General features: G+C 41.3%; 18 protein-coding genes and 1 pseudogene. 3 read left to right on the forward strand and 16 right to left on the reverse strand.

Annotation, left to right across the window (positions count from 1 at the left end; translation table 11 throughout):
• Window positions 1-12 precede the first annotated feature (12 nt).
• From ITG09_09250 to ITG09_09270, 5 genes are read right to left on the reverse strand one after another with little or no spacing between them, the layout of a single operon-like run.
• Window positions 13-855, reverse strand: a complete 843-nt coding sequence (locus tag ITG09_09250) for a WYL domain-containing protein (GenBank protein UPR50905.1) — start codon at window positions 853-855, stop codon at window positions 13-15.
• Window positions 852-1,724 carry a hypothetical protein gene (locus tag ITG09_09255; GenBank protein UPR50906.1) on the reverse strand — a complete coding sequence of 291 codons (873 nt, stop codon included), beginning with the start codon at window positions 1,722-1,724 and terminating at the stop codon, window positions 852-854. Before ITG09_09255 ends, ITG09_09250 begins: the two co-directional genes overlap by 4 nt.
• Entirely contained in the window at window positions 1,717-2,958 is a 1,242-nt protein-coding gene (locus ITG09_09260) for a hypothetical protein (protein UPR50907.1), read from the reverse strand. The genes ITG09_09255 and ITG09_09260 overlap by 8 nt, the downstream gene beginning before the upstream one ends.
• Complete coding sequence (locus ITG09_09265; GenBank protein UPR50908.1) at window positions 2,958-3,590, reverse strand: hypothetical protein; 633 nt, start codon at window positions 3,588-3,590, stop codon at window positions 2,958-2,960. The genes ITG09_09260 and ITG09_09265 overlap by 1 nt, the downstream gene beginning before the upstream one ends.
• Before the next feature lie 2 nt (window positions 3,591-3,592).
• Complete coding sequence (locus ITG09_09270) at window positions 3,593-7,294, reverse strand: ATP-binding protein (GenBank protein ID UPR50909.1); 3,702 nt, start codon at window positions 7,292-7,294, stop codon at window positions 3,593-3,595.
• Between the two features lie 108 nt (window positions 7,295-7,402).
• Here ITG09_09270 and ITG09_09275 point away from each other — a divergent pair.
• Window positions 7,403-7,663: pseudogene (locus ITG09_09275) on the forward strand (carboxypeptidase M32).
• A 93-nt stretch (window positions 7,664-7,756) separates the two neighbouring features.
• Here the strand turns inward: ITG09_09275 and ITG09_09280 are convergent.
• From ITG09_09280 to ITG09_09290, 3 genes are all read right to left on the reverse strand, one after another.
• A complete protein-coding gene (locus ITG09_09280) occupies window positions 7,757-8,758 on the reverse strand; it encodes a metal-dependent hydrolase (protein ID UPR50910.1) in 1,002 nt (333 codons plus the stop codon).
• A 143-nt stretch (window positions 8,759-8,901) separates the two neighbouring features.
• Window positions 8,902-9,330, reverse strand: a complete 429-nt coding sequence (locus ITG09_09285; GenBank protein UPR50911.1) for a hypothetical protein — start codon at window positions 9,328-9,330, stop codon at window positions 8,902-8,904.
• Between the two features lie 175 nt (window positions 9,331-9,505).
• On the reverse strand, window positions 9,506-10,315 hold the full coding sequence (locus ITG09_09290) for a sulfite exporter TauE/SafE family protein (GenBank protein UPR50912.1): 810 nt from the start codon (window positions 10,313-10,315) through the stop codon (window positions 9,506-9,508).
• Window positions 10,316-10,657: 342 nt separating this feature from the next.
• Here ITG09_09290 and ITG09_09295 point away from each other — a divergent pair, with 342 nt between their 5' ends.
• Both ITG09_09295 and ITG09_09300 read left to right on the forward strand, forming a co-directional pair.
• Window positions 10,658-11,635 (forward strand): DUF1852 domain-containing protein, encoded by a 978-nt coding sequence (locus ITG09_09295; GenBank protein UPR50913.1) that lies wholly within the window; start codon window positions 10,658-10,660, stop codon window positions 11,633-11,635.
• Window positions 11,636-11,680: 45 nt separating this feature from the next.
• Window positions 11,681-12,709, forward strand: coding sequence for a methionine synthase (locus ITG09_09300; GenBank protein UPR50914.1), 1,029 nt, complete (start codon window positions 11,681-11,683; stop codon window positions 12,707-12,709).
• A gap of 116 nt (window positions 12,710-12,825) precedes the next feature.
• Here the strand turns inward: ITG09_09300 and ITG09_09305 are convergent, their stop codons facing one another.
• The 8 genes from ITG09_09305 to ITG09_09340 all read right to left on the reverse strand — a co-directional run bounded on the left by ITG09_09305 (window position 12,826) and on the right by ITG09_09340 (window position 19,442).
• Window positions 12,826-13,263 carry a GNAT family N-acetyltransferase gene (locus ITG09_09305; GenBank protein ID UPR50915.1) on the reverse strand — a complete coding sequence of 146 codons (438 nt, stop codon included), beginning with the start codon at window positions 13,261-13,263 and terminating at the stop codon, window positions 12,826-12,828.
• A gap of 86 nt (window positions 13,264-13,349) precedes the next feature.
• Window positions 13,350-13,856, reverse strand: coding sequence for an N-acetyltransferase (locus tag ITG09_09310; protein ID UPR50916.1), 507 nt, complete (start codon window positions 13,854-13,856; stop codon window positions 13,350-13,352).
• 86 nt (window positions 13,857-13,942) lie between these two features.
• A complete protein-coding gene (locus ITG09_09315) occupies window positions 13,943-14,521 on the reverse strand; it encodes a DJ-1/PfpI family protein (protein ID UPR50917.1) in 579 nt (192 codons plus the stop codon).
• 377 nt (window positions 14,522-14,898) lie between these two features.
• Complete coding sequence (locus ITG09_09320; protein ID UPR50918.1) at window positions 14,899-15,339, reverse strand: hypothetical protein; 441 nt, start codon at window positions 15,337-15,339, stop codon at window positions 14,899-14,901.
• A 200-nt stretch (window positions 15,340-15,539) separates the two neighbouring features.
• Window positions 15,540-16,040, reverse strand: a complete 501-nt coding sequence (locus ITG09_09325) for a hypothetical protein (GenBank protein ID UPR50919.1) — start codon at window positions 16,038-16,040, stop codon at window positions 15,540-15,542.
• A gap of 161 nt (window positions 16,041-16,201) precedes the next feature.
• The gene (locus ITG09_09330) at window positions 16,202-16,675 is read right to left on the reverse strand and encodes a response regulator (protein ID UPR50920.1); all 474 of its coding nucleotides are present in this window, start codon (window positions 16,673-16,675) and stop codon (window positions 16,202-16,204) included.
• Window positions 16,662-18,017, reverse strand: coding sequence for a cyclic nucleotide-binding domain-containing protein (locus ITG09_09335; GenBank protein ID UPR50921.1), 1,356 nt, complete (start codon window positions 18,015-18,017; stop codon window positions 16,662-16,664). The genes ITG09_09330 and ITG09_09335 overlap by 14 nt, the downstream gene beginning before the upstream one ends.
• 6 nt (window positions 18,018-18,023) lie before the next feature.
• Window positions 18,024-19,442, reverse strand: coding sequence for an SLC13/DASS family transporter (locus tag ITG09_09340; GenBank protein UPR50922.1), 1,419 nt, complete (start codon window positions 19,440-19,442; stop codon window positions 18,024-18,026).
• Window positions 19,443-19,487 lie beyond the last annotated feature (45 nt).

Consider the following 19,487-nt stretch of genomic DNA (forward strand, 5'->3'; position numbering starts at 1 on the left):
TGCTACTTTCGATTAGAACAACCACCTACTAACTTCGTCATAGTTTTCTAGGTACAAAGGCCGTATCTTAGGATCATCTGATTCTGATCGTTCATACTTATCAATAAGGTGAAATTGTAAGTAGTACTCGGCCATAGCTGCTCGTATACTTACCTCATAGAAGTCCCCTTCTCCCTTATCCATCATAATCACACGTTTCTGTTCAACAGTTAGCGTTGGTTGAGGAGAAATTCTCAAAGTTATTGTCTGCATCCAACAGTCGTCATCCTTGACTTTCCAAGACGAGTTTCCAGCAATAGCTACATCCTTCATACGACTTACATTGAAATCTCTAAATTCTTTCCTGTACTCATCGTAAGCTCGGCAATGCCACCTGAGTCCACTGTTTGCCATTGCAATTGGATGTAATCTTCTTTTCATTCCTTCTGGATGACTAAGAGAATAGTATGTCACTTGGATAGCGAGATTTTTTGCTATTGCCTGTGTAAGAATGCGACTTACTTGTGGGTCAACATGACTCGAAATCGTAGGCCCAAAATCAATGGTATTTTCACCCCATAGCGTTGAAGAGTAGCTAACGTTATTTAGTCTCAGGAACGCAGTATACTCCTCCCATGAACCGTCAATATACTGGAGATGAAACTCACTAGTCGGTTCAAATCTTTTCTCGCTCTTATTGTAAGAAAGTGAGTCTGGATATTCTTTTCTATACTCTGCTAAGCTCTTAGTAATATTGTTTACTGTTACCTGAAACAACACGGCTAACTTAGAGGCATTAACCATTCCTTCCCAATAAGCCAGTAATTCGATAACTCTGAAACGCGCTTCTTTTGTACTAAGGCCGCCTCCAATCATTGCTTAATCTCCAGATTCTCTATCACTTTCAATCGCGCTTTATGTACCACCAGGTGTTCTTGTGTAATAGCCAAACGTTCCGATTCAATTTTCTTCAAGTGCTCTCTAACGACCTCTGGTGTGTGAGGATCCTTTAGTCGCCTTAATAGCTGAGGCTGCTGCTTGTGAAATTCCTCAAGCTTACTCAATTTTAGTATTTCTGGAGATAAGCTTGTTGGTACTATTAGATCGATGGGTCTTACCTCTGCTACCTTTAAAGCCATATCAATGCCTGCTGCATCGTAGTCAAAGAAGATAGCAACTTTTGCTGAATTACCTAAGCTATTAATCACTTCCATCACAACTGACTGGTTATCACCATGCCCTTTATAGATCATTACCGCCTCCTTATATTCAGAAGGTATACGGTCGATGACTTCCTCCCAGTAAACCAAGGCTTCTCCGTTTTCTAAGATTATCATCTGCTTTATGCGTTCGACATCCAAATGACCTTTTCTTACCGATACTACAGTACCAACTGGTGTTGATACTTCCACATCACCTACCAAGGGAATCGATGAAGTAAGGCTCGACATATTAATCATCGATTTAAATACGTCTCCTTTTGCCCACTTTTCATCAGGTACTGTTTTTGATGCATCCATGCGGTTATGAAATTCAAGAGATAAATCTATTACTGATTTACCAAACATTTCATCAAGAAAGGTTTCCAGCTTCCTCAACTCATAAGAACTTAAATGAATTTTGCCACTTCGATAATCGCCTATACCTACTTCATCGCAAATATGTCTATAAGAAGGTTTGTCTGGAAGCTGTCTTCTCGATGACTTAACTATTTGGAGTGCAAGTTTAAGAACTTTCTTATTCACGATTACCCTTCCTGAAAACCATATCCTTAATATACAAAGTACCGTCAAAAGGCTGAACAATATCTCTGACCTCTTCGACAGTTACGTATCTGGAAATTGATTTTTTCTGTGCTTCATAATAGCTCATCACCATGATCATCCAATCTTCAGGCAGAGCTTCAACACCGAGAACTCCATAAGCATTCATTGCTGAAATATCTTCTTTGTGGGATCTGTCGGTAATAGCCTGAAATAGTAGCTCAACATTTTCTGTTAGAGGATCAAGAACATTTTCTAGAGTTCCTCCTCTTGCATCGGAGATTTCCTCTTCAATTTCTTCTGGTTGCTCAGTATTCGGCTCTGGTTGAACCTTTTCCAAAGTATCCAGAGCTATATCCATCAGCAGTTCTTCATCCCTTGCACTACTGATATCAGCATATCCCCCCAAACGTTGTCTTTCAGCAAGAGAGGCACAAGTTGGCAACTCCATAATTCCTGATATGTCGGGTCGATAGCCAGGTTGCTCTTTGAACTTACTCGAGAAGATATCAATCAGCATGTTAAGCCGACGAACTGCTTTATCTTTTTGCAGCTTCTCTACCATGCTGTTTAGCTTGCGATTGGTCGCTGCTAGGTCTTTTAAACAGCGATCAATATGAGATTTAAAGACTTTCATTAGTAAACGTTCAAGCAGTAAATCAGTTCCAACCCATTCTCTTATCTTTACCACATTTAAGTGGCTGATTGTCGTTCGGAGCTTATAGCACTCATCTTTGCAGCGGGTTGTCTGCCTTATACGTTCATCAATATCAGACACAACACTAAATTCATCAGAAACAATATGGTGGTACATGCTTAGCGCACCTGTAAGCATGTCCATTATTTCCATAACTATCTCTCTGATTTCATCAAAGTATTGCTCATGAGTAGTATGTGTCCTGACCTTCGATTTATTGTAGCTCTCAATATTAAACTCTAAATCTTCAATTAGGCTGGAATATGCTCCTACTTTTTCTCTAAACCTATATCTGCTCGTGACATGATCTAACAAATTCCTAACTTTGCTGTGGACCTGCACACCAAGATTGTCATCTACATAGTAAGCTAATCGATTCTTTTCTAAGGCTGTTATTGCAGATTCATTTTCAGGTGTGTCATCAATTTGACCAGCAGTGACATAACAGCTTTCATCGACTACTTCTATATGCTTACTTAGTGCTCGAATCGCTGATTTAGAATCTTCTTTACGTCCCATCAGAAGAGCTCCTGCTGAGATTCTAGTTCATCATCTGGTAATTCATAACCTTCAAATGAATGTATGAATTCTAATTGGTCAAATAATAGAGACCATTTAGCTGTCGCTTTATACACCGCGCCAGAACTACCAACTGATAGAAGATAGCCATTGTCAGATAAATAAGTCAAAACAGAGCTCAACTTGGTTTTTGTTTCAACAGACCTTGAAACTTTTCTAAATTTAGAAGCTATTTGGCTCAAGAGTTCAGACATAGAGGAAGACTCTTCTATTGCAGATAGTAGCTCTGACTCTGAAATTCTTGTCCCTGCTTCTATTGGGCGAGATTCTGCATCTACATTTCTTACTAATCTAAGCCAATCTATCAACGGTTCTAGGTCGGCCAGCATATGAGAGAACTGTTTCGTCGCTTTTTTTCGTCTCTTTGGATCTTCCAATGTCTCATATGAACAATAATAACCTTTACTGTCTTTCGTCTTTCCAACTTGTCTGGAAACTCGATGCAGAAATGCATTAACTTCGGAACGATTTCTAGAGTCTTGGAGGAATCGAAAAGTTTCGGGATAAGAAGCTTCACATATCACTTTTTCATCAAGCAAATATTCAACCGTAATTTCAAATCTGGTGCTCATGATTACTTGTCCTCTTCTTCAGGTAATAAAGGATTTTTCTTATCACCTTTTATTGAGACATAACGTTTAATACCCAGGTTTTTGTCTACATAATTCTTGGTGGTAAAGTAGCGGAGTAATACAGGAGATGGGTTAGGCTGAGCACAAAACAGCGAGATGTTATGTTCATCCATCAACTCGAATAGGATCATCACGTTTTCGTCTGAAATTTTACCAAGTTCATCCAATGGCCAATGTATCCTCACATTATTGTCTTTACATAAGTAACGAGTCATTCCACAGAACACAACAATCACTGCCAAAGTAGATATACCTTCACTACTTAGCCCTTTCAGATCTGCATCGGTTCTTATGTTTACAGGTCTACCATTTTCTCTCATCGAGATATCAATATCGACTAAAGACTCTATATCATTACTTATCTGACAACTACGCAAAGAGTCTGTCGTACTTTGGAATATCGTTACAAATTCTTTGCTAGGAAGAACATTCCGATCGCTCTCCACCCAGTTAGACCAGACTTCACTAAACGCCTTTAAATCTTTCCAGATATCAAACTCATCGACTTTTGATACCAACTCTATGTTAATGTCACTTAATGCTTCAAAGTGATTTGTTGTATTTATCTCTTCACCAAGTGTTGAGGAAATTGATCTCACTTTTCTATTTAATGTGTCCAATGAATGGTAGAAACGCACATACCGTTCACCTACTGTTTTAAGTGACTCTAAGGTAACTTCCCTGATATCGGGGATGGCTACCTCTAACAAACGTTTTACATCATCGACACCCTCAATTAAGAAATCTTCAGTGTAATTGGCATGAATCGAACGACGACTTCTGTCTTGTTCCATGTTCTCCCACAAAACATAGATTTTATTTTTTGAACCTATACTTGTTAGAACCTCTCCCACTTTCTTTACTGCATCAGCGATGCTTCGACGCAATACTTTAATCCTATTAATGTTCTTTGTTAGTCGTTCAAGTAACAGATCTAAAGATAAATTGTCTCTTATTTCGGATGATTCATGTGTAGAAGGGACTTTATCAAGAGCATCATTAACATCTTCAAAGGCGTTATTTACACTCTTCTGCTCCTTCTCTAACCGACCTAGCTTCGTTTTCTGTTCTTTGGTCTTGACCTCTAGTTCTTTCAATCGCTCTTGGTAATTTTTCTTTTTATCCTCAAGCTGACTAGATAGGCAAGCAACTGATGCTGAAAGTTCAGCTGCCTCTTTTTCATGCTTATCTATATGTACCCACAACGATTTTTCCCAGCTACGATAGTCGTTGAGTAGCTGTGCGTAGCTTTTTATCAGTTCATATTCACTCTTAGACTTGACCGCCCTTTCTTTAGCTACTTGCTCAGTCAAAGGATCGATACCTTTATTTTTCAATACGGCCTCAAAGGTCTTCTCGAGCTCTTTACGTTGATTATCCGCAGTATCTTTAATGCCTTTAATCAATTGATCTTTCAGATCGATTTGCTCTTGAATTGCCGCCTCTTCAACCGAAGCGTTGGCTTTCAAAGTAAGTATCTCTTGCCTGGCAGTTTCTTCTAACTTTTCAACACCACTATCCGTTTGATGATCATATGCTTTTAGCTCTAAAATACTCTGCTGAATACGTTTATCAATTTCCCCAACCCTAATGGTTATGGCCTTCTCTATATCAATTTTTTTTGCTTTTATTGATAGACCTATCTCTTTCTTTTCAGTATTCAATCCATCTTCTTCTCTTCCCAGTTGGGATAGCTCCTTTTCGGACTGGGAGACCTGCTTGTTAAATTTTCCAAGCTCTGTTTTTATACGAGTTATATCTTCTTCATAGTTCAGGATATCTTTTTTTAGGACTTCTCTTTGTTGCTTTAGCTGATTCTCAGACTTAGTAAACTCGTTCGGTTCAACAAAGTTTAGGTTTATTTCGAGTCCATACAGAGCTTGGGAACTTTCCCCACCGACTAATTGAGGATTTAAGTTCTTCTGGCTAAGGAGCTCAGGTCGAATCACTTTCCCTATTGTGTCTCTCCAAGAGTCTTTCGTTTCATTCAAAAATTCATGCAAACTATCAGGCTCTGGATTTAACTGCCTAGTGATTTTCTCTCTTTCCTTTTCCGTCTTACCCAGTGCTTTCTTTTTGAGTTCTAGTTCGTCTAGTTTGCCGTCCCGAAACTTTTTATCACTATTAAGTTGTCTTCGTTTCTCCGATATATCTTTAGCTTGCTTTACTAGTTGTTCTTCGATTTCATTAATCTGGTTTTCATATGAATTAATTTCTTTATTCTCGTCTTCAGAATACAAAGAAGCCTTTGTTATATCACCGTAGAGCGCTTGAATATCATCATTAATGCGTTGTTTTTCTGAGGCTCGACTTTTTAAAAATTCACGAATTTGCACATGCATTTCGTCAGAACGATCACTTTGCCTTTGCTGGGCAAACCTCAAATGCTTAGACATTGAGTTATCTAATGTGGAACGCTCATCCTTTGCCTTGCTTAATTTATTCGTTGTATCTGTTTCCAGTTGACCAATTTTTTTTTGGTGGGCATCAGCCTGCTGTGATACCGCTTCTAATAAACCTGTGTAGTGGTTACTATCACTGTTCATCTTGGCTTCATAGTCAGACAACTGTTCATACTGGGATATCTTGGTTGTAATGTTCTCCTTCCCGTCCCACCGTTCTCTTTCATCATATATCGTCTGAATTAGGCTATTTTTGCCCCCTAAGTTATTAGACTCGTTGTTATAACGTTCTCTTAATGCGGCTGTTTTACTTTTATAATCATCTTCCAGATCACCTGTTTGAATATCCAAGTCTTTTATTAAAGCCACTGTAGTAATCAGGTTTAATCCCACTTGAGAAGCAGCTTGGTCCAACTGTTTTTTATAGGCTAACAATAACGACCATTGTTCTTTGAGTTCTACATCTTTATCCAAAGCACCATGAAACGTAGCGCTATGCTTTTCAATCTCAACCAATACATTAAGGCTATTGATATATTCCGCATCGTCCTTGTGGAAAGGCGCATCTCCGATGTCTATCTGATCAGATAAAAAGCTGTCTACTACCATGGTTTTAAATTGAGCGAGTAGCTTATCGTGTCTCAACATTACTGCTGTTAAAGAATCGATATGCTGCATTTGAGTGTCATTTAAACAAAGTGAAAACTGGTAAGCTATTGATGATAAAGATTGATGGGATTTACGTTTCTTTTGAAGGCGCTTTTTATCGTTTAATAGAACCGCTCGGTAATCAATTGAGCTTCCTATCTGATTACTTACATAAAAGTGTTTAGATACTACGTGTCTCAACCAGTCATGCACATCGTTAGTGCAGGCCAACTGATCCATAAGATGTTGTTGAAACAAGCCTCCTTCTGCACTGCAATCAACAAACCTATAAGCTACCGATTTCTTCGATTTATACATTACAACACACTTGAGTTCACCCAAACGCTGATACTCGAAAATCAGCATTGATCGCACTGATGGTAATAAAAAATCAGCAAATGCTTTTTTCTCACCAGCTCTGTTTACCAGTGAACTCGGTTCTTTACCATAAAAGAAAGGGATAAGGCTAAGCATGGTCGATTTACCTGCACCGTTTGTCCCCATATTGTTTGTATGCCCAACACACTCAACTTCTGTGAATTTTCCTTTGAAGTAACTGTGGTGAAGGTAGATCTTCTGAAGTCCGCTTTCCATGTTTAAACTCAACTCAAATTATACACACCAAATCAATGTACACCAAAACGATGTATATTATCAGGTGTGTTTTTGTACAGCAGTCGTTGACATTACCATTGCTAGCTGACCGACGGCGCATTCGGTTACTTCCCATCTTACACACTAGGCGCGATGTACGCGGCTCAGTTCATGGCTTCAATGAAGAAAACGGTTGATGTGAACTCAGTGATTGAAAGCGGTGACTTATCACCTATCTTCACTTGGCTAGAATCGAATATTTGGAGCAAAGGCAGCCTACTCACCACCGGTGACTTGGTGAAAGGCGCAACGGGTGAAACCTTGAATGCACAGTACTTCAAAGATCACTTGAGAAGCCGTTACCTTTAATCAGCCAATCAACAAAGGCTGTTTAGAACAACGATAAATTAAAGGCTGGGCAGATTACTGACTCAGCCTTTTTACTCTCAAGACCTCTAACCATTAATCACCTTTCAACATCTCTAAGAAGATCTGTCTCGATTCAGGCGTGTTGTCTCTGTGCATTTCGTATTTTACATGCGCGTTTGCACCAACAGCTTTTGATAGCTTAATGCTCCATAATGCTTTCATTTGGTTCGGTACAATTGAATATCGGACATCGATAATACGCAGCTCGTCTGTTGGATCTTGTCCAAGATAACCATTCGAAAACCAGCGAAAGCGCTCAATGTCTTTGGCTTGTTGGGATTCAGGGTCAAGCCAAGGTAAATCCCTGCTAACGTTCAGCTTAGCAATCGACTCTCCGGGATATGCACTTACCGATGTGCTAACCCGTACTGCGTCTACATAATAATGAGCCTCTGTTTCGTACACCACTTTCCAAACTAAGATATTCGCGAAGCTCGGCTTTGCCTCTAATCGGATCGGCGTGTGTTGTCTTTCTTGCGCTAATTGCCAGCCAATCGCCTCTGCCCTATCTCGCTGAATCATCCCTAGTGTTGGGTAAACCAAAGCCCACGCAAATGCGACACGTGCTAGCCAAGGTGCTCGTTTCAACGTTGCAAACACAAGTAAAATTAAGATGGGAAGCGTATAAACAGGATCGATTATTGATATGGTATTCCAAGCAAAACGCGCGTTGGTCAAAGGCCAAAGTAACTGCGTGCCATAAGTGGTACAAGCGTCCAACAGTGCATGAGTGCCATAACCCAGTGCACAAAACAGCCAGCTTTGTTTGAAAGAAAGCCCACGCCTTTTTGCAATCAGGTGATGCAGAACCAAGGCACAGATCAAACTGCCAATGGGGATAAAGAAGAGTGAATGGGTAAACTGTCGATGAAATTCCAAAGCCAACAAAGGGTCACTTTGAGACTTAATCAGTGCATCTAAATCTGGCGCTAACCCGGAGAGCAGCCCTAATACCCCAGCAACAACCAAATGCTGTTTTTTGCTGGCCGATTGTGACAAAGAAGTGCCTAGCACGCCCTGCGTTAAAGGATCCATAAATCACTCATTGATAGCATTCCGTTTAATCAAACAAGATACATTTAGCTATAGCAGTGAATTGGGTTAAATAACAATGTTTTATCAAGATAATCATGTTGATAGAAGATACTGATATGAGTACTTTCCATTAAGCGTCAACGTTAAACGTTTTGCAGAGAAGCCTTGCTCAACAACATTTCCCAATCAGATTTCTCTACCTGGCCTTTGCGAACATTCACCTTGTAATAGCCCTTTTGAGTCAGAGATTTAACTTGAATATACTGTCGAGCAAAGACAGAGTTTTTGATTACTAAGTCCGCTTTAATACCATGTAGATGTACGTCTTCACCCACTAAAGATAGATTGCTTTTAGTGAATCTTGAGGCGAGAGCGTAGAAAGCAACCATGATGATAATTGAAGTAATGAAAGGGAAAAACTGGAGTTCTGTGTGATAAAAGAAGTTAATAGCTAAAGATACGATCACGTAACTTATCGTCATTGATAGAACAACGTTCCAATGTGTGCTGTTGTTCTTAAATGAGATTTCTCGTGCCATCACTCGCTCCTTTAGGTAAGTATTTGACCACATTTGAACATTTATAAAACGTGAACAATCTTATTATGAACCATGATGCATTAAAAGGCGTAAATACGGCGATTGATAGACTCAGATCGTAATTAGACATTTACATGCGTTTTCTCGCACCTAAATGTCTAATTGATAAAGAAACTGAATCAGTTACAGGTCAGAGGTCGGTCTTTAATTAACGCGCCACCATACTTGCCGCGATAACCACCAACAACACTGAGAAGATTTTCTTAATTGTTGGGACAGGTAAGTGATTGGTTGCTTTTGCGCCCAACGGAGCCGTAAACCAAGACGTGCACACAATACCCAACAGCGCAGGCAGATAAACAAAGCCAGCAAAACCGTCGGTTAGCGCAAAGTGGCTGCTGCCCGAACTGATGTAACCTATCGAGCCAAACAACGCGATGACAATGCCACAAGCAGACGCACAACCGATCGCCTTTTTCATATCGACCGAAAAGAACGTAAGCAATGGAACGAGTAACGCACCGCCACCAATACCTATCATCGCAGACAAGCCGCCAGTAATGGTTGTCAGCACCGTTAACACACCTTTATTCGGTAGTTTTCGTTCTTCAGGCGCGTCGTTTTTGCTGCTTAAGAACATCTTAATCGCTATCAGCACCACGCTTACGGCAAACACAATACGAACAACCTTTTCCGGTAGTAACGCCGCCATAAATCCACTAACCAGTGCTCCTAGAGCAACACCTAGCATGATCCAAGGCGCCAGATCCCAAGGCACGTTGCCATTCTTGTGGTGAGCAAGAGCAGAAGACGTAGAGGTGAACAGTATTGATGCCAACGAGGTAGCAATCGCAGCGACAACAACTTGGTCGGATGGTAGAACTTCTAAATACAGTAAAATGCTGCTTAACACAGGGACAATGATCAGCCCTCCGCCAATACCTAACAAACCGGCTAGAAACCCAACACCACTGCCTAGTAACGCACAGTAGAAAACCAACAACAGCAATTCACTCATTTCATCCATCTCTTAATTAAATTAATTGTCTTAAATAACACACTAATAATATGGTTATATTTCCATCAAGCTAATTAATATAACTGACACCGACTTAAATATTCAAACAGAATAGATCATGAATATTCCTCATGTTGAATGTGAATTAATACCATTGTTAATGGTCAACCTATCCACGTATAAAAACCTTAAGCGATTAACTTTATACGACATTAATTCAACTAAGTATTAATTTCAGACAGCATAGCCTTCGATTCTTAATCCGGTCACAAGCAAAAATAAAAGCCGTTTTAATACTAAAGACCGAGAGAATCAGAAAACAAATTGGGGTACCAAATCAGCATGAATAAAGAATTTAATTTTACGATTAAGAGCATTAGCCTCGACGAAAACTACCAGCCTGCAGACAGCACGCGTATCACAACCAACTTTGCTAACCTAGCTCGCGGCGACAGCCGTCAAGCGAACTTACGTAATGCACTACAAATGATAGACAATAGTTTCAATGCGTTAGCACACTGGGACAACCCGAAGGGCGACCGTTACTCTGTTGAGCTTGAAATCATTTCTGTTGATATGGACATTGAAAGCAACGGCGAAGCATTCCCTTCAATTGAAGTGCTGAAAACCAATATTGTAGACCGTAAAACTAACGAGCGTATTGAAGGCATTATCGGAAATAACTTCTCTTCTTACGTTCGAGATTATGACTTTAGCGTACGTCTATTGGATCATAATAAAGGCCAAGATAAATTCAGCATTCCAGAAGATTTTGGTGATTTACACGGCAAGCTTTTTAAATATTTCGTTAACTCTGACGCTTACAAAAAGAACTTTAATAAACCACCTGTTATTTGCTTAAGCGTGTCAGATAATAAAACCTATTACCGCACTGAAAACCAACACCCAGTATTAGGTTTTGAATACCAACCGAATGAGTCTTCTTTAACTGAGCAATATTTCAAGAAGATGGGCTTACAGGTTCGTTATTTCATGCCGCCAAACAGTGTTGCACCTTTGGCTTTCTATTTCTTTGGTGATCTGCTGAACGATTACTCTAACCTGGAGCTTATCAGCACCATCAGTACCATGGGTACTTTCCAGAAGATCTACCGTCCTGAGATCTACAACGCGAATGCTGTTGCGGGCAACTGCTACCAACCAAATTTGAAAAACTTGGATCACTCACTGACTCAAATCGTGTATGACCGTGAAGAACGAAGCCAGCTAGCGGTTGAACAAGGTAAATTCGCAGAAGAGAAGTTCATTAAGCCATACCAATCAGTTCTAGAGAACTGGTCGGCAAATTACGCACTTTAATCGTCTATTGCGCTCTCAAACCACCCAAGGATAGGCAGTATTATTATGAAAACACTATTACCGACTTCAACAGCGGGCAGTTTGCCGAAACCGTCTTGGCTTGCACAACCAGAGACGCTTTGGTCGCCATGGAAACTTCAAGGCAATGAACTCACAGACGGCAAACAAGATGCACTGCGTGTCTCTCTGCACGAGCAACAGCAAGCAGGCATTGATATTGTAAGTGATGGCGAACAAACACGTCAGCACTTTGTAACGACCTTCATTGAACACTTGAATGGCGTTGATTTTGAAAAGCGTGAAACCGTTAAAATCCGCGACCGCTACGATGCGAGTGTACCGACGGTTGTGGGCCCTATTTCTCGCCAAAAATCCGTGTTTGTTGAAGATGCGAAATTCTTACGTCAGCAAACCGACCAACCGATCAAATGGGCTCTGCCGGGGCCTATGACGATGATAGATACGCTTTACGATGCGCATTACCAAAGCCGTGAAAAACTGGCGTGGGAATTTGCGAAGATCCTCAACGAAGAAGCCAAAGAACTTGAAGCTGCAGGCGTTGATATTATTCAGTTCGATGAGCCTGCGTTTAACGTATTTTTTGATGAAGTGAATGATTGGGGTATCGCTTGTTTAGAAAGAGCCATTGAAGGGCTTAAATGCGAAACCGCAGTACATATATGCTATGGCTACGGCATCAAAGCAAACACAGACTGGAAAAAGACATTAGGTACCGAGTGGCGCCAATACGAAGAGGTATTTCCTAAGCTGCAGCAATCGAATATCGATATTATCTCTTTAGAGTGTCACAACTCTCATGTACCACTTGAGCTACTTGAACTGGTGCGAGGCAAGAAAGTGATGGTTGGCGCTATTGATGTAGCTACAGATAGCATTGAAACACCGGAAGAAGTGGCTAGCACTCTTAGAGAAACACTTAAGTACGTTGACGCAGACAAGCTCTACCCTTGCACCAACTGTGGCATGGCTCCCCTACCTCGCGAAATCGCCTCAGCGAAGCTCAATGCGCTAAGTGCCGGCGCAGAGATCGTTCGTAAAGAGCTTTCAGAGTAACGGTTTAAACTCAAACTAAAAGCGAACTTTTGAAGCCTAAGTATCAGATTGATGCTTAGGCTTCACTTCAAAGTTCCATTGGACATGAATCGATAGCCCAAACCACCTCAAAAGACTTACTCGGAATATGTTCCTAAAAGCAGCTCCATTTCAGCGAGCCCTTTCACTTCAGACAACTTAGTAAAACCTTTTGATTGATAGAGCTTAATGGCGGGATTCTCACTGAACACGCGCAACACTAACTGAGCCGATGCTTGATTGTTCGCATGTTCAATAGCTAAATCGAGACACTTAGAGCCAAAACCTCGACCTTGATAGTCAGCTAATATCTGCAAGTCCCTAAGAAACGTTGTACCACTGGTGTAACTGAAGCGGATAACACCAATACGGCTACCCCCCACATAAATTTCATAGTTATCCAGATCATCCCAGCTTCGTAAAAACTGACTATGACCCCAAGCGATGCCACGAGCCTGATAGTAACTCGCCATATTCGTTTTGGTGATCGATTCAGCGAACTTAGGATCTGAACCTTGGACCAACCTTACTTCCATATTGTGTCCTTTTTTTTCTAGGCTAAACATTGAGCAATACGCAATTAAAGTACCAAGAGTATTGCATCGTGTTTGAGCCATTCTTATCACTCTGATCCCTTGTTTAATGCCTTCTCTAACCACATTGAACTGATGTATTGGCCGTTTTTCTTCGCATATTCATTGAACACTCCTACTTCTCGAAATCCAAAACGTTTATGAAGTGCTATTGAAGCCTCATTAGGCAAAGCAACACCTGAGACTACGCGGTGAACATCATAATCACTAATCGATGCAAATAGCTGAGAATAAAGCTTAGAGCCTAAACCTTTACCTTGAGCTTCTGCCGCAAGATAAATAGTGACCTCTGCGGTATCTTCAAATGCCGACATAGCCCGGTATTGTTGAGAACACGCGAAGCCTAATAACACACCACCTTCTGTCGCGACATACAGTTGATATTTACTTTGGCTCGAAAATTGAGAAAACCACTGTTGGCGATTTTCCAACGACAACTTATCTTCTTCAAAGCGCGCATTGGTATGTTCAATATAGAAGTTGAAGATACGAGTAATAGCTGCAACATCGGACAATGTTCCTATTCTAATGTCCATATAATGTCCTTTTTCAATTGTGCTTTAAACTCCCAAACCAACACATAAAATACACAACACACGTAGACTCACCTTTGAAGGGTTAGCTACTTACATTCCTGCCAACTGTACTCCATTTGACGTGCAACTTTCTTAGCAAACAATAGACCGCTATGTACTGACACCAAATGCAAGCTCATATCTATCCCTGCTGAAATACCACCTGAAGTCGTAAATTTTCCTGATGTCACCCAGCGCTTATCACTGACCACATCTAATTCTGGGAACTGCGACTCTAAGTCGGAAATGTCTTCCCAGTGGGTGGTTACTTCTGACCCTTTCAGTAAGCCAGTTTGAGCGAGAAGGAACGCACCAGTGCAAACAGACACCACTTGCGAGGCTGAACCTGAAACAGAAGCTAGCCAATCAAGTACATTTAGTTTGTTCATTTCGTCAGTATGCACACCACCAACGACCATTAACAAATCGATCTTTGGATGATTGTTTAACGAATAGTCAGCCAATACCTTGAAACCGCCACGAGCTATAACTGGTCCCACATATTCGGAGATTAAGAATACATTTAGATCTTCAGCACCTAAGCGCTTTGCTGTACTGAAAACTTCAAACGGGCCAGAGAAGTCGAGAACTTCTGCTTGATTATAAATATAGATTCCGATGTTCATTGCACCTCCATGTACAACTTCATTAATAACTAGAATTTACCATAAACATCTTGTTCGGCTAATTCATACAACCCATTAAGGATTCTTAACTTTACCCATTTTAGTCAGGATGCCTTTGCCCTTCTCATAAACAAGAGATAAACCAAAGTAGACTGAAACCCACAAGACAAAATCAAGAGCGGCTAATTTGATATCAAGTGGATCTGAAAAGGTGTTATAGGTGTGCCCAAACTTTGCTTCAATTGATTTAACTAAAATCACTGTAGCGATAAATATCACAATCCTCATGGGTTTCCCTATCTAACGTTTAAACTAAATCGTACACATGCGTGTGGAAATTGTTTAAGTTATTCCAAGTATATAATGCGTTGACAGCCCTACTTGCCATCGACCTTTTCTATAAACCAACGCCCTTGGCACGGGCCATTGGTTAAGTGCCACCGGCCGTCAAATCTATTGCCACTGCCATGTGCGGAAAAACGATAATCCCATTGGCGATGTTTAGTGTATAAACGTAAGTCGCCGCTTTCCGTAACCCAGCCCTCTAACGGTGTTCCGTTGGAGGTAAGCCTTAGGGTAGCCTTGCCCTCACGAATGGTTCCGGTGATGGTTGTGCGTTCACACATATTATTGCCAGTGGTGTTAATACGGCGACCTAGCCACTCACCGTCAAAGTCAGTAGATGGCACAAATTGCGGGCTATCAGGAAGTGTAGGAAACGACTCGGAATTACTGGACCCAAACCACTGGAGTTCACGACCAACGAGGATGAAGACAACAAAACCGATTGATATCGCTATCAAAAATCCCTTTTTCATTAGCCTCTTCCCTAATCCGCTGACCTTAAGAAAAGAACCCTAACATAATGAAAAGTAATAACTTACCATCAATTTAATTAATTTTGATATATTCCACAAATTGCATTCAAATGTTGAATATAGAGAAAGCGGCATCGTACAAAAATGCCGCGCATTGAGAATCCATTATGTGCAGTGTCGAAAGACCTGCACAGAAAGCCCTAACCTTCCAAGGCATTGCGCCAATACTGAACGGTTTTCTCCGACACCGAGCCTGTCTCGCTCGCCGCTGAGACTAGGAAGTCACATAAGCAAGTAGCAACGTCTTCATTACCTAACAAGTATAAACTGCGAATGGCTCGTGTTAGTCGAAGCTGGTTATGATCATGACTCTTCAACCATACATGGTTCGCTGGGCTAAGTGGCAACAATGACGATATCTCACTTCCATCTCGCTGCATTCCCCAAAACTCAAGCATCAGGTCAAGCACTTGTAGATGTGCAGTGCGAAGGTCTTCTGAGTTAGCAAAAATCGCCCTATCTTCTTGGGTAACCAACGGTGCATGTTGATTAAACTTAGTCCCTTCATCGATTGGGAAAAACACCTGAATATACTTATGGTTATGCTCCAACCAAAAGTGATTATAAGCTAACAACTGTTCAATATTACGACCAAATTTGTCTGGCACTTCACCAGATATAAAGCGAGCAATCTCACTCATTTTAAAATCCTACTGACCAGTGTGTTAATAACTGAGTACTAAAACCTGAACGACTAAAAGAGATAGGTAATATATGCACCGAAAGGTTTCATCTTTCAAAGAAAAAACCATTCAAAAAGCGTCCTTCGGTGCATACAATTTCAAGCGGCTGACATAAATGACTAGCGTAAGCGTCTCAACACAACCTGCTGGTCAAGCTCATTCTGATAGTCCGTGTAATCAAGCCCCTGATCAAATATGTACTCAGTGACAAGAGTACGAATGCATTCAACTAATGTGCTTGCTTGCCAAGGCTTTTCAAAGTAACGGTCGATGCCTGCTGCATTAATCGCATTGATGGTATCAGTATGAGTGGCCTGCCCCGTAAGAAGAATTTTCTTTGTATTCGGAAAGCGACTGTCATGGAACACGTCAGTGAGTAACTCCACACCCGTTTTCCCTGGCATCACATGATCAGACACGATGACGGTAATGTGTTCGCCTTCTGCGTCAAGTTCATCAATGAGATCAAGCACTTCTTGTGCTGATTCACAATCTTCAATATTCAGCCAACTCGCCAGCGGCTCTAAATCTTGTATCACTGCGCTCAGTACTTCTCTCTGGTCATCGACACAGATTAAATTAAGCTTCTCCATGTTCACCCTCTATTGGTAACTTGATTCTAAATACCGTTTTAGAAGCATCACTTTTCACAATAATACTTCCGCCATAACCTGCCACAATCCGCTTAACTACTGATAAACCCAAGCCCAATCCAAACGATAAACCACCTTTTTTAGTGGTGAAGTTGGGCTGAAATACCTTTCTACGAGTCGCCTCGTCTATCTCAGGGCCGTTATTCGCGATCGTAACTAATATTCTTTTCTTACTTAATCTGGTTTGAATCTCTATTGCGGCATCGTCTGAATTCGACATTGCATCACAAGCATTCTTTACAATGTTGACCCAAATCTGAACGAGCTCTGTTTTCGAGCCTTTAAAAGGCGGTAAATCTGCAGGGCTCAACCGCACTGATACTCTACGTAACTCACTTTGTAACAACGATAAGGCATGGTTAATGGAGTCATTAATATCAACCGCTTCTTCGGTGTCGATATCAGTTCTGCCAAGTTGTTTAACCGATTTTACGATGCCGACAGTGTGTCTAGATGCCAAACGTAAATCATGTAAATCACAGCCCATCTGCCAAAAACGAATCGCTTCTTCTGGGTTTTTCAGCCAATGCTTTGAAATAACGTCTGTTGCAGATAAAGCATCAATTGGAATCGCCTTTGCAAGAGAGCGAGCAATGTTTTTGTCTAAACCATATTTTCTTTCAAATTGTCTCCCACGCGTTCGTGCTTCTAACGACGACGTTTTCTGACCATGCATTAACCCAAAATCGAAAAATTGACTGGCTTCTGGATGCACTTCTTCAAGCAGGTCCATGATGACCGTTTCAAGTCGACCCGATTTACTATTTACTACACCAATAGCGTTGTTAAGTTCATGAGCAATCCCTGCAGCTAATTGACCCAAGGTCGTCATTTGCTCAGCAGTATGTAACTTCTCTAGCGCTTTTTGTTTCGCGATCGCTTCTTGTGTTGCGCGGCGTTGACGACGCGACAACTCATTGACAATCACAGGTGTGAACTGTGCGGTAAGAGGACCAAATTTACGTTCATCTTCTGCAGGCGTGTCTTTATCGATCCACGCTAACTCAACATCGGTTTTAGCAACAACCGTTGAAGATGCAGTCCAATTACCTGAAAAGAAGCTATGAACGCCTATAAAAGCCCCACTACCCGCGCTAAATACTCGCACTTGCGGTGTATTCGCATCGGTATAAAACCCTTCCAGTTCTCCACTAAACACATAATATAAACGTGTGTTTAACGCTGATTGTTCAATAATGGTGTTACCGGCACGGCACGTCACCCGACGTTCTGTTTGGTTAAAATAGCGCTCGATAAGTGCTTCTAACTTATGTTGATACACGTATCGTTATCCTATGTGACCAATTGAATGTAGCAGCCACACCATAACAAAACTCAGTAGCACACCAACCACACCCAAAATAATACCGATTCTGGCCATTTGATTACTTTGCACATGACCAGTGGCATGAGCCAACGCATTCGGTGGTGTACTGATTGGCAGCGACATACCTAATGAAGCGGCAAAGGTCACAACCAGAATTAACGTTATCTCACCGCCTAGTGGCGTGAGTGAAGCCATAGACGAACCCAATGCAGCCATAATTGGCATTAACAAGTTGGCCGTTGCGGTATGAGACATAAAGTTTGCCATTAGCAAACACAAGAACGCCGCTCCGAACAACACCACATATGGTGAGTAAGCATCAAACGGAATGCTGTGTACCACGAGCCTTGCTAAGCCAGTTTTATCGAGAGCTAAACCAAGCGCGATACCACCTGATACAAGCCACAGTACGTCCCAAGAAATCTTTTTCAGGTCTTCTTTATTGATGATCCCTGTGAGTGAGAACACAGCGACAGGAATCAGAGCGACGGTATAAGAGTTCATGCCATGGCTTGAACCCATTAACCAAAGAATGATAGTCAGCGCAAAAGTGACGTACACCGCAATGGCTTTAGGCGTTTTAAGGAATTTACCTTTAATACTTAGTTCGATTTTCTTTTGGTCAGCTTTGTACATAAAGCCGATTAAAAACCACGCTAACGCCATCATAATAACGACAAACGGCACACCAAATGCCATCCATTCACCGAACGTAATGAGGTTATCGCCAACTAAATATTTTAGTGCGATGGCATTCGGAGGGGTACCTATCGGGGTACCAATGCCACCGATGTTAGCGGCAACAGGGATACAAAGCGCAAACGCTACACGACCGGGGTCTTTCGGGCCAAACACAGCCAGTACCGGCGTCAAAATAGATAGCATCATTGCCGTTGTTGCCGTGTTAGACATAAACATCGAAAAGATACCAGTGATCAACATTAAGCCGAGCATCACAAACTTTGGGTCTTGTCCAAATGGCTTCAATAATACACGGGCTAAGTTTACGTCTAATCGATACTTAGTGGCGGCCATCGCTAAGAAGAAACCACCCAAAAACAGCATGATGATTGGGCTGGCGAACGTCGCCATGATGTCGCTGTATTTTAACAACTCACCAAAATGTTCCTCCCCATGCTCAAACCTTAAAAAGATCAGCCCTTTATCCGACAACATCAATAATTGCAGAACGATAATAACAACAGACGTCGCGTAAATCGGGATAGGCTCGAACACCCAGCACAATGCCGCTAATAAAAAGATCGCAATAACGCGTTGTTGAATAATCGTAAGGCCTTCAAATGGAAACGCTGATAGCGGCATTACGAGGATAATGAAAGGAATTAAAATTGGGATAATGTATTTAATATAGGGGCGCATAGCACAAAAACTCTTCCTGAGATAACAACTACTTAGAAATTAGAT

It is taken from the genome of Vibrio cyclitrophicus, assembly GCA_023206055.1.
Classification (GTDB): domain Bacteria; phylum Pseudomonadota; class Gammaproteobacteria; order Enterobacterales; family Vibrionaceae; genus Vibrio; species Vibrio cyclitrophicus_A.